The sequence below is a fragment of the Georgenia halophila genome (assembly GCF_039541595.1).
This window is the reverse complement of record NZ_BAABGN010000013.1, coordinates 276,200-287,836: the sequence shown is the minus strand read 5'-3', so window position 1 is coordinate 287,836 and position 11,637 is coordinate 276,200. Positions and strand designations below refer to the sequence as shown.

Genomic DNA, 11,637 nt, shown 5'->3' with positions numbered 1-11,637 from the left:
GGGTCAGAAGGGCGCCGGGCCGAGGTCGGCCGGATCGGTCATCACCTCGATCAGCGATGGAGCGGCTACCGCAGCCATGTCCTCGAGGGCAGGTCCGAGCTCAGAGAGCTCACGGATCCGGACGGACTCCACGCCGAAGGCGCGGGCCGCGGCGGCCACATCCGTGCCGGAGATGTCCACGCCGGGCATCGGCCGGTCGGCGTCACGTCCAGTGGCCCGCCGGTACCGCTGGATCGCGGCCCCGTTGGCCGCGAAGGACTGATTGTTCAGCACCACGTACGTCACCGGTACGGCGTAGTAGGCCGCCGTCCACAGCGCATTGATGCCGAACTGAAAGACGCCGTCGCCCAGGACCGCCACCACGCGGCGGTCGGGCCGTGCCAGCTGGAAGCCCAACGCGGCGCCCATCCCCCATCCCAAGGACCCTGAGGATGTCGCGAGGTACTGGTCGGGGGTCTGCACCGAGATCATCCCCAGCACCAGGCTGGCAGCCGTGGTCGAGTCGTTCACGATGGTGACGTCGGGCCCGGCGAGGTCCGTCAGCGTCGCCACTGCGGCGGTCGCCGTGATCGGATTCCTTCCCTCTAGCCCGGCCAGCGCAGCCCGTCGGATCTGGGCTGGCGAAACGGCCGCTGTCGTGCGCGGCTCCCGCGGACCAGACGGTGGCGAGCCGTCGGACACCGCGTCGAGCACGTCCCGCAGCACGAGTTCCTGGTCGCCCGCAAGAGCGATGTCCGCGCCATAAACTCGGTTCAGATGGTCCGGGTCCGGGTGACTGTGGATGACTGGAACGCCGGCCGGTACCTGATCGATGCCGACGTCCTCGAACTGGACGAACGCATTGCAGCCGGCGAAGAAGATGGCGTCGGCATCCCGCACCACCGGTGCCGTCGGTGTGTACAGCCCGGCGCAATGCAAGTGTTCTGTGGGAAAGCCGACCCGCTCGAGGCCCCGTCGGTCTTCCAGCACCACGGGCGCCCGGAGCCTGTCGGAGAGTTCGATCAACTGCCTCGTTGCGCGTTGCCGGGCCACCTCAGTCCCGGCCACGAGCAGCGGGCGTTCGGCTGCCCTGAGCACGGCGGCCGCCTCTTGGACGGCCTGCCTGGCCGGCCGGGTGCCGGCGACCCCCGCATACCGCCGGGCGGGCGGCACAGAGCATTGAGTCAATGTCTCCATCAGGTCTTGGCGCAGGCCCAACCATGTGGGTCCGGCGGGCTCCTGCACCGCGCGCCCGAGCGCGCGAGTGAGATCCTCCCCGACCAGATCTGCCGACAAGGTCTCCCAGTCCCACTTCACCTGGTCGGTCACCATGGACCGGACGTGAGGCGCCGTGGTGAAACCTTCCCTCGACTGCACTCCGGACGCCTTCAAGCCGTTGAGCACGACAACCGGCGAGCGAGCGAGGCGAGCCGCCCACAGGTGGGCCAGCCCGTTGGACAGGCCTACGTTCGCGTGCAGGTAGACCACGGACGGGCGTCCGGTCGCGCGGCTGTGACCGTCGGCCATCGCCACGGCCACTGACTCGTGCGTCGTGAGATGCAGTGCGATGCCGGCCTCCGACAGCGCGTCGAGCGCGGCGGCCTCGGTGCTGCCTGGACAGATGAAGACTCGGTCGACGTGCCATTCTTGCAGCACCTCGACCAGAACGTTCGCGGCTCGCCGTTGCCTCATCGTGCCTGCTCCGCCAAGGCCGGGCCAGGGAATGCCGAGAGGTCCTTCTTGAACGCCAGTGCCTGGGGCTCGGTGCACTCGTCCAGAATCGCGGCGGTGTGGGTGCGGCCGATCCCGCTTCTCTTCGTCCCGCCGAAAGGCATGCTCATGTCCGAGGACCCGAGGCGGTGGGAGTTGACGAATATGCTTCCGGTCTCGAGGAGCTCCCCCACCTGCAGCCCCGCGTCTGGATCAGCGGTCCACACCGAAGCCGCGAGGCCGTACTCGGTGTCGTTGGCCATCGCGACGCCTTCCTCGAGCGAGTCGTAGGTGACGATCGGGACCACGGGACCGAACTGCTCGGTCTGAACCAACGGGTTGTCGTCGGCGATGTCGGACACGACGTGCGGAAGCATGAAATGCCCACGTTCCCAGCCGTCGGGGTCGAGGCGGCTACCAACTGCCTGGACGCTGGCGCCCGCGCCCCGAGCTTCGGCGAGCAGCCCTTGCACGCGCTCAAGCTGGCGGGCGTTGTTCAGCGGTCCCATGGTGGACCGCTCGTCGAGCCCGTCACCCACCACGATCGCGTCGGCGGCCGCCGTGAATGCGGCAAGGAACTCGTTCGCACGAGACCGCGGCACGTAGATGCGTTTGATGCTGAAACAGATCTGCCCGGTGCAGGTGAAGACCCCTCGGACCATCTCGTTCATCGTGGCGTCGTCGAGACTGGCATCCTCCAGGAGGAGCGCAGGATCGTTGCCCCCGAGCTCCAGGGACGAGGTCCGTACCAGGTCGGCGCCTGCCCGCAGGATCTCCTGACCGACCGGCACGCTCCCGGTGAACAACACGTTCCGCACGTCCGCAGACCGGGTCAACGCTCGGCCGACGATCGGACCCTCGCCCGGGACGACATTGACGACCCCGTCCGGCAGGGCATCGGCGAGAACGGCAAGGGTGCGCGAGAGCGACAACGGAACAAGCTCCGAGGGTTTGACGACGACCGTGTTGCCGGTGATGAGAGCCGGGATCAGGTGTTGGCAGGCGAGATAGATCGGGTAGTTCCACGGCACGATGATCGCCGTGACGCCTCGGGGGACGCGGCGGATCACCACACGGCCCGACTCGTCCCAGCGCTCCTCGCGGCCGTACCCGCCGTCGATCAACCCGGCGAAATACTCGATGACGAGCTCGGGCCCTCGGGCGTCGGCGACCGACTCCCACAACACCTTGCCCTGCTCACGCGTGAGCAGGTTTGCCCGCTCAGCCAGCGTCTCCCGCAATCGCGGCAAGGCGGAGCGCAGCATCGCGGCGCGCCGGTGGAAGCCCAGATCACGCCAGGTGGGGGCGGCCACCTTGGCTGTCTCGACTGCCCGCTCCACCATCTCCGGTGTGCCGAGCGCACAGTGGCCAACCAGCTCGTCGATCCTGGCGGGATTGTGCACGGGCACGTACTTGGAGGGGAGCAGCTCGCCTCCGACGAGGACCTGGGCCGACGGAGGTCCCGAGTTGGTCCGGAGCAGCGACATCTCTCATCTCCTCGAAGAATCTCTCAGGACAGATCGAAGATGCGATCCGCGTTCGCGCCGAAGATTTTCGCGCTCTGGTGCTGAGGCAGCGCGTCAACGAGCTCGATAATTTCCTCCATCTTTCCGTTCTTGTGCGGAAAATCAGTACCGTAGAGGACGTTGTCGGCTCCCATGATGTCTAGGGTCGCGTGCAACGTTCGGGCGTCATAGACGATGCTGTCGACATAGATCTGAGACAGGTAGGAGCTCGGGGGGCGTGCGATCTTTTCGCGACAGGACTCGAACGACTGGAATCCCTTGTCCAGGCGGGTCACGACGAAGGGCAGGTAGCCTCCGGCATGACCACCGATGATCTTGAGGTTGGGATAGCGGTCAAAGAAGCCATCCATGATCATCCGGGACAGCGCCAGGGTGGTGTCGAAGGTAAACCCGATGCTCCACACGAGATGGAACCGGTCCAGGTCCATCTCCTCCAGGCCGGGCGGCGACGCCGGGTGCACGAGCACGGGCAGCTCACGGCGGTCGATCTCGTTCCACACCTCAGCAAAACGCGGATCGGTCAGTGAGGCGCCATCAATGTTGGCCAGCACCATCACGCCGACGGCCCCCTGCCTGCAGGCGCGGTCGAGTTCACCCACGGCCTCCTCGGGATACTGCCAAGGAACGCTGGCGAAGAAGCGCACACGATCGGGGTACCTGCGCTGGGCCGCGGCCATATCGTCGTTGACGATCTGAGCGGCACGCAGGCTGACCGCCGACCCACCCCAAAACACGTTGGGACAGGTCAAGGAGATGACGGAGACGTCGACACCAGCGGCATCCATGGCCCGGATCCGACCCTCGTAGTCGAACATACCGTCGGTAAGCGTCATGAAAGCCGTGCCGCCCTTGTACACGGCCTTGTGGCCACCAGGAACGTCTCCCACTGCATACTTTCCGTCGCTGTGCTTCAGGAGCATGTCCAGCCATTCCTCGTTTACCATGTGCGTGTGGATGTCGATGACAGTCATGCGTTCCTTTCATCTGGCACCCGCCAGAAATTATTCACGTTGCGGAGGGAGCAGTCGTTGTTTCCGTGACAGGCCTTGGAAGCCCGTCCGCGATAGAGCAGCGTCGCGCGCCCATCGGGTTCTGACGAAGGGACATCGGTCGCCGAGTCAGGTCGACGACCGCCGCAAGCACGTCGCGCATCCGTACGGACCGACGAGCGGATAGCCGCGAAGGCGACCACCTTCACCGCAGCACGGCGACGCACGCCGGAAATGGCGACCGGGAAGCCTCCGGTGCTCCAACACCCGGTGCCGCAGGTGGCGGCCGACAGGTAGGGGGCAAGGGGCCCGTCTCACCGGGTGAAGGTCGTTTCTCATCGTCGAGGCTCCTTCACGAAAGAGCGGCCGCGGCATCGCGGCACTGCGTCGCATCGGCAGGCATTGGTCGATACCTGACGAGTGTCATCCGCTTCCATCTCGTCACGCAACGACAAGTATCTGCACTGATTGTTTAGACTTGCTGAATGAGGCCGCTCTCATCCCTCTCGCTTCGTCACCTCGAGTACTTCTGCGCCGTCGTCGAGGCTGGGTCCATCTCAGATGCGGCGCAGCGACTGCACGTCTCGCCTGGCGGAATCTCCACGGCACTGACCCAGCTGGAGGCGCGGCTCGACGTTCAGCTGACCGTGCGCACCCCGGGGCGGGGAGTCATGATCACGCCCACCGGTCGCCGCGTCTACGAGAGCGCCCGGGCGGTCGCCGCGGACATCGAGGACATCCAGCACGCCGCGGCTATGATGCGCGGCGAACTCACCGGGACGTTCCACGTCGGATTCTTCTCGACGCTTTCGCCCTGGCTGTTCCCGAAGATCGCCGAACACTTCGCCACGCAGTTCCCCGGCGTCGACCTGCAGCTCGAAGAGTCCGGCTCGGAGACGCTCCAGACCCACTTGCTCGAGGGCAACCTCGACGCCGCACTCCTCTACGAGAATCACTTGATCGGTGGCATCGACGCGCACCCGCTGCTTCCCGTGCGCCTCCAGCTCGCAGTGTCCCCCTCGCATCCGCTCGCCCGCTACGAAGCCGTTCCGCTCAGCCTGCTGCGCGACGAGCCGGCAGTCATCCTTTCCATGCGTCCCGCGACCGACCATGTCGAGGCGATCCTCCGTGAGGCGGGTATGAGACCGAACGTGCGCTGGCGCAGCGCCAACGTCGAGACGATTCGCTCGCTTGTCGCCCGCGGTCTCGGATACACGATCATCATGGGTCGGCCGTACGGAGACACGACCTACGAGGGCATGCCGATCGTTTACCGCCCTATCGCTGACGAGATCCCCCCGAACTCGCTCGTGCTGGCGACGGCGGGAGGCTCCAGGCCTACGGCGAAGCTGAAGGAGCTGCGCGCCTTCTGCGAAAACACCTTCGGCGACGTCGCGGCCCACCTCGCCCCCGCCCACCAGAGCCGCATGGGACACCTGAGCTAGCGCGGATCTGGCGCTTGCACGGCAACGATGACCGGCCCCCACCTTGCGCCGCCCATTGTGACCTCGCGGTCCGGTCCGCACGCAGCCCAAACCCGAGGTACCGGCGTCGAGAGCTTCTGGGCCGTTGCCAACCGCAACCAAAGTCATATACGATTTCGGGTACGAAACGCAGTCGGCAAAGCCATCCACCGGAGGAGAACCGATGTCCGAGACCGCGCTCGCCGATCGCCCGACGCCCGAGAACATGCCCGGGCATGTGCAGCACTACATCGACGGCCGGCTCGTCGACTCGCTCGACGGCACCACCTTCGACGTCATCGACCCGGTCACGAACGAGGTCTACCTCCAGGCCGCGGCCGGCAAGGCGGAGGACGTCGACCGCGCCGTCACCGCGGCTCGCAAGGCCTTCCGCGAGGGGCCGTGGCCGAAGATGCTCCCCCGCGAGCGCTCCCGGGTGCTGCACCGGATCGCCGACCTCGTCGAGTCCCGCAACGAGCAGCTCGCGGAGATGGAGTCGTTCGACTCCGGCCTGCCGATCACGCAGGCGCTCGGCCAGGCGCGCCGTGCCGCCGAGAACTTCCGCTTCTTCGCGGACCTGATCGTGGCCCAGGTCGACGACACCTTCAAGGTCCCGGGCCGGCAGACCAACTATGTCAACCGTAAGCCGATCGGTGTGGCCGGCCTCATCACGCCGTGGAACACGCCGTTCATGCTCTCGTCCTGGAAGCTCGGGCCCGCGCTCGCGACCGGGAACACGGTGGTGCTCAAGCCGGCCGAGTTCACCCCGCTGTCGGCCTCCCTGTGGGCCGGCATCTTCGAGGAGGCGGGCCTTCCCGCGGGTGTGTTCAACCTGGTCAACGGGATCGGTGAGGAGGCCGGCGACGCGCTCGTCAAGCACCCCGACGTGCCGCTCATCTCGTTCACGGGCGAGAGCCGGACGGGGCAGCTGATCTTCGCCAACGCGGCCCCGCATCTCAAGGGCCTGTCCATGGAGCTCGGCGGCAAGTCACCCGCCGTCGTGTTCGCCGACGCCGACCTCGAGGAGGCGATCAACGCGACCGTCTTCGGGGTGTTCTCCCTCAACGGGGAACGCTGCACCGCCGGCAGCCGGATCCTCGTGCAGCGCGAGGTTTACGACGAGTTCGTCGAGCGCTACGCCGCCCAGGCGAAGCGCGTCAACGTCGGTTACCCGCACGACCCGGCCACCGAGGTCGCCACCCTGGTGCACCCGGAGCACTACGAGAAGGTCATGAGCTACATCGACATCGGCAAGGGCGAGGCCCGCCTCGTCGCGGGCGGCGGCCGGGCCGAGGGCTTCGAGACCGGCAACTTCGTCGCCCCCACCGTGTTCGCCGACGTGCCCCCCGACGCCCGGATCTTCCAGGAGGAGATCTTCGGTCCCGTCGTGGCGATCACGCCCTTCGACACCGACGCCGAGGCGCAAGAGCTCGCCAACAACACCAAGTACGGCCTGGCCGCCTACGTGTGGACGAACGACCTCAAGCGCGCCCACAACTTCTCCCAGTCGATCGAGGCGGGCATGGTGTGGCTGAACTCGAACAACGTGCGCGACCTGCGCACCCCGTTCGGCGGCGTGAAGGCGTCCGGGCTGGGCCACGAGGGTGGCTATCGCTCGATCGACTTCTACACCGACCAGCAGGCCGTGCACATCACCCTCGGCGAGGTGCACAACCCCGTCTTCGGCAAGCAGTAGGACCGCGAGATCCCCCGACCGCTGACGACCCTCCCCCGGCAAGGAAGCCCACATGAGCACGATCAACCCCGACTCCCCGGAGCCCGTCGTAACGGACTCGAACCCGATCCGGGCGGCGAACGCCACCCCGACGCCGAGCTCTCCCCCGCCCGACGTCGTGCGCTGCGCCTACCTCGAGCTGGTGGTGACCGACCTCAAGCGCTCGCGTGACTTCTACGTCGACGTGCTCGGTCTCGTCGTCACCGAGGAGGACGAGTCCGCCATCTACCTGCGCTCCCTCGAGGAGTTCATCCATCACAACCTCGTGTTGCGCCAGGGCCCCGTGGCCGCGGCTGCGGCGTTCTCCTACCGGGTGCGCAGCCCGGAGGAGCTCGACAGGGCCGAGGCGTTCTACGCCGAGCTCGGCTGCCGCGTCGAGCGGCGCAAGGAGGGCTTCGTCAGGGGTGTCGGTGACTCGGTGCGGGTGGAGGACCCGCTCGGGTTCCCCTACGAGTTCTTCTATCAGGTCGAGCACGTCGAGCGCCTGGCCTGGCGCTACGACCTCTACACCCCGGGCGCCATCGTGCGGCTGGACCACTTCAACCAGGTCACGCCGGACGTGCCCCGGGCGGTGAAGTACATGTCGGACCTCGGTTTCCGCACCACCGAGGACATCCAGGACGAGGCGGGCACGGTCTTCGCCGCCTGGATGCGTCGTAAACCCACCGTGCACGACACCGCCATGACCGGCGGTGACGGGCCCCGCCTGCACCACATCGCCTTCAACACGCACGAGAAGCACAACATCATCGCGATCTGCGACAAGCTCGGCGCCCTCCGGCTGTCCGACGCCATCGAGCGCGGCCCCGGCCGCCACGGCGTCTCGAACGCGTTCTACCTCTACCTGCGCGACCCCGACGGGCACCGCGTCGAGATCTACAGCCAGGACTACTACACCGGCGACCCCGACAACCCGGTGGTGACCTGGGACGTGCACGACAACCAGCGGCGCGACTGGTGGGGCAGCCCGGTGGTACCGAGCTGGTACACCGAGGCCTCGCCGGTCCTGGACCTCGACGGCAACCCCCAGCCCCTGGTGACCCGCACCGAGGAGCGCGAGATGGACGTGACCATCGGCGCGGACGGCTTCTCCTACACCCGCAAGGGGGAGGATGAGCTGCCGTCCTGGAAGCAGGGCGAGTACAAGCTCGGCCACCAACTCTAGGAGCGAGACGCATGCTGTCACCCGAGCAGATCGCGACGATCGCGGACGAGCTGGCCGCCGCGGAGCGGGACCGCGCGGAGATCCCGCTCCTCACGGCCCGACACCCCGAGATGACGATCGAGGACTCCTACGCCGTGCAGAACGAGTGGCGCCGTCGCGGCATCGAGGCGGGCCGCCGCCCCGTGGGCCGCAAGATCGGCCTCACCTCCAAGGTGATGCAGGCAGCCACCGGGATCACCGAGCCGGACTACGGCGCGATCTTCTCCGACATGGTGTTCGAGAGCGGCTCCGTCATCGAGCACGGGCAGTTCACCGGCGTCCGCATCGAGGTCGAGCTGGCCTTCGTCCTCGGGCACGCCATCACCGGAGGCTCCAACGGCTCGGGCGCGACGATCTTCGACGTGCTGCGCGCCACGGAGTACGTGGTGCCGGCCCTGGAGGTCCTCTCGAGCCGCATCGCGATGAAGGGCCGCACGATCGTCGACACCATCAGCGACAACGCCGCGATGGGTGCAATGGTCTACGGCGGCAACCCGACCGCCCCGGACGCCGTGGACCTGCGGTGGGTCTCCGCCCTGCTGTACCGGAACGAGACGATCGAGGAGTCGGGCGTCGCCGCCGCCGTGCTCAACCACCCGGCGATGGGCGTCGCCTGGCTGGCGAACAAGCTGGCCCAGCACGGCGACCGGCTGGAGGCCGGCGAGATCGTGCTCGCCGGCTCGTTCACCCGCCCGATCTGGGTGGACAAGGGCGACACCGTGCTCGCCGACTACGGACCGATGGGGACCGTCTCATGCCGCTTCGCCTGAACCCGACGTTCCGCCAGCGCCTGGCCGAGGCGGACCGCCCGCTCTTCGGCGGCTGGGTGTGCTCCGGCTCCCCGATCGCCGCCGAGATCATGGCTGGCGCCGGCCTCGACTGGCTGCTCGTCGACATGGAGCACGCGCCGAACGGGCTCGAGTCGACGCTCGCCCAGCTCCACGCGATCTCCGGCTACCCCGTCACGCCGATGGTCCGCGTGCCGGCCGGCGAGACCGTCGTCGTCAAGCAGGTGCTGGACCTCGGTGCGCAGAATATCCTCGTGCCGATGGTCTCGACTCCGGAGCAGGCGCGGGACGTGGCGGCCATGGCCCAGTACCCGCTGGCCGGCCGGCGCGGCGTCGGCAGTGCGCTGGCCCGCTCGGCGCGCTGGAACCGGGTCGAGGGCTACCTGCGCGGCGCGGCCGACCACGTCTCGGTGTTCGTCCAGGTCGAGACCGAGGACGGCATCCGCAACGCCCGGGACATCGCCGCCGTCGACGGCATCGACGGCGTCTTCGTCGGCCCGAGCGACCTCGCCGCGTCGATGGGTCTCATCGGCCAGCAGACCCACCCCGACGTCGTCGCGGCCGCGACGGGGGCGATGGCGGAGATCTCCGCAGCCGGCAAACCCGCCGGGGTGAACGCGTTCGACCCGACGGCGGCACAACAGTACGCCGACGCCGGCGCCCGCTTCGTCCTGGTCGGGGCCGACGTCGCCCTGCTCGCCCGCGGCGCCGAGCAGCTGGCCGCGACCTACATCGGCAACGAGAAGGAGTGACCACCATGACGGAATCCGAGAGCGCCCTGCTCGACGCCGTGCCGAACCAGCTCTACATCGGCGGGCAGTGGGTCGACGCCGCGAGCGGCGCCACCTTCGCCGTGCGGGACCCCGCGACCGACGAGGTCGTCCGGGAGGTGGCGGACGCGAGCGCCGAGGACGGAGTCCGTGCGCTCGACGCGGCCGTGGCCGCGCAGGACGAGTGGGCCGCCACGCCGCCGCGCACCCGCAGCGACATCCTGCGCCGCGCCTTCGACCTGGTGCAGGAGCACAAGGACGACCTCACCCTCCTCATGACCCTCGAGATGGGCAAGCCGCTGGCCGAGTCGCGCGGCGAGGTGGCCTACGGAGGTGAGTTCCTGCGCTGGTTCAGCGAGGAGGCTGTGCGCATCACCGGCCGGTACGGGCGAACCCCCGAGGGCACCGGCCGGATGGTGGTCTCCCAGCGCCCCGTCGGGCCGTCGTTCTTCATCACCCCGTGGAACTTCCCGCTGGCGATGGCGACCCGCAAGATCGCGCCGGCGCTGGCCGCCGGCTGCACCGTGGTCGTCAAGCCCGCCCAGCTGACGCCGCTGACGACGCTGTTCTTCGTGAAGCTGCTGGAGACCGCCGGCCTGCCCGCCGGCGTGGTCAACGTGATCACCTCCGCCTCCTCCAGCCGCGTCTCCGCCCCGATCATCGCCGACCCCCGGCTGCGCAAGCTGTCCTTCACCGGTTCGACGCCGGTGGGCCGCAAGCTCATCGCCCAGGCCGCCGACAACGTGCTGCGCGTGTCGATGGAGCTGGGCGGCAACGCGCCGTTCGTCGTCTTCGACGACGCCGACCTCGACAAGGCGGTCGACGGCGCGATGGCCGCGAAGTTCCGCAACATCGGCCAGGCCTGCACGGCCGCGAACCGGTTCATCGTGCACTCCTCGATCGCCGACGAGTTCTCCGCCAGGGTCACCGAGCGGGTCAGTGCCATGAAGATCGGCCGCGGCACCGAGGACGGCGTGCAGATCGGTCCCCTCATCGACGACGACGCCATCGAGAAGGCGACCGCGCTCGTCGCGGACGCCACGGACCGCGGCGCGACCGTGCTCACCGGCGGCGGCGCAATGGAGGGCACGGGCCACTTCTACGAACCCACCGTCCTGAGCGGCGTCACGCGGGACAGCGAGATCCTCCGGGAGGAGATCTTCGGACCCGTGCTGGCGATCTCGACGTTCACCGACGAGGACGAGGCCGTCGCGCTGGCCAACAACACCGAGTACGGCCTGGTGTCCTACGTCTACACCCAGGACCTGGCCCGCGGGCACCGCATGATCGACCGCATCGAGACCGGCATGATGGGCCTGAACATCGGCGTCATCTCCAACGCTGCGGCCCCCTTCGGCGGCGTCAAGCAGTCCGGCGTCGGCCGCGAGGGCGGCTTCGAGGGCATCCACGAGTACCTCTCGACGAAGTACACGCTCACCCCGGCCGAGTAGCTGTATAGCGGGACGCCACCTC

The 11,637-nt window shown here is 68.2% G+C and carries 9 protein-coding genes and 1 pseudogene; 6 read left to right on the top strand and 4 right to left on the bottom strand.

Going from position 1 to position 11,637, the window contains the following annotated elements; genetic code table 11:
- Positions 1-3 precede the first annotated feature (3 nt).
- From ABD907_RS17485 to ABD907_RS17475, 4 genes and pseudogenes are all read right to left on the bottom strand, one after another.
- Positions 4-1,224 carry a thiamine pyrophosphate-dependent enzyme gene (locus ABD907_RS17485; RefSeq protein ID WP_345217897.1) on the bottom strand — a complete coding sequence of 407 codons (1,221 nt, stop codon included), beginning with the start codon at positions 1,222-1,224 and terminating at the stop codon, positions 4-6.
- Between the two features lie 120 nt (positions 1,225-1,344).
- A pseudogene (locus tag ABD907_RS21160) lies at positions 1,345-1,671 on the bottom strand (thiamine pyrophosphate-binding protein); the annotation flags it as partial.
- The gene (locus ABD907_RS17480; protein WP_345217895.1) at positions 1,668-3,176 is read right to left on the bottom strand and encodes an aldehyde dehydrogenase family protein; all 1,509 of its coding nucleotides are present in this window, start codon (positions 3,174-3,176) and stop codon (positions 1,668-1,670) included. The pseudogene ABD907_RS21160 and the gene ABD907_RS17480, both read right to left, overlap by 4 nt.
- A gap of 23 nt (positions 3,177-3,199) precedes the next feature.
- A complete protein-coding gene (locus tag ABD907_RS17475; RefSeq protein ID WP_345217893.1) occupies positions 3,200-4,186 on the bottom strand; it encodes an amidohydrolase family protein in 987 nt (328 codons plus the stop codon).
- A gap of 503 nt (positions 4,187-4,689) precedes the next feature.
- Here ABD907_RS17475 and ABD907_RS17470 point away from each other — a divergent pair.
- From ABD907_RS17470 to ABD907_RS17445, 6 genes are all read left to right on the top strand, one after another.
- Entirely contained in the window at positions 4,690-5,649 is a 960-nt protein-coding gene (locus ABD907_RS17470) for a LysR family transcriptional regulator (protein ID WP_345217892.1), read from the top strand.
- A 202-nt stretch (positions 5,650-5,851) separates the two neighbouring features.
- Positions 5,852-7,363: a 5-carboxymethyl-2-hydroxymuconate semialdehyde dehydrogenase gene (hpaE, locus tag ABD907_RS17465; protein ID WP_345217890.1), complete on the top strand. Its 1,512-nt coding sequence runs from the start codon at positions 5,852-5,854 to the stop codon at positions 7,361-7,363.
- Positions 7,364-7,415: 52 nt separating this feature from the next.
- The gene (gene hpaD / locus ABD907_RS17460) at positions 7,416-8,567 is read left to right on the top strand and encodes a 3,4-dihydroxyphenylacetate 2,3-dioxygenase (protein WP_345217888.1); all 1,152 of its coding nucleotides are present in this window, start codon (positions 7,416-7,418) and stop codon (positions 8,565-8,567) included.
- A gap of 11 nt (positions 8,568-8,578) precedes the next feature.
- Positions 8,579-9,376 carry a fumarylacetoacetate hydrolase family protein gene (locus ABD907_RS17455; RefSeq protein ID WP_345217886.1) on the top strand — a complete coding sequence of 266 codons (798 nt, stop codon included), beginning with the start codon at positions 8,579-8,581 and terminating at the stop codon, positions 9,374-9,376.
- On the top strand, positions 9,361-10,146 hold the full coding sequence (locus ABD907_RS17450; RefSeq protein ID WP_345217883.1) for an HpcH/HpaI aldolase family protein: 786 nt from the start codon (positions 9,361-9,363) through the stop codon (positions 10,144-10,146). Before ABD907_RS17455 ends, ABD907_RS17450 begins: the two co-directional genes overlap by 16 nt.
- A 5-nt stretch (positions 10,147-10,151) precedes the next feature.
- Entirely contained in the window at positions 10,152-11,615 is a 1,464-nt protein-coding gene (locus ABD907_RS17445; protein ID WP_345217881.1) for an NAD-dependent succinate-semialdehyde dehydrogenase, read from the top strand.
- Positions 11,616-11,637: the final 22 nt, after the last annotated feature.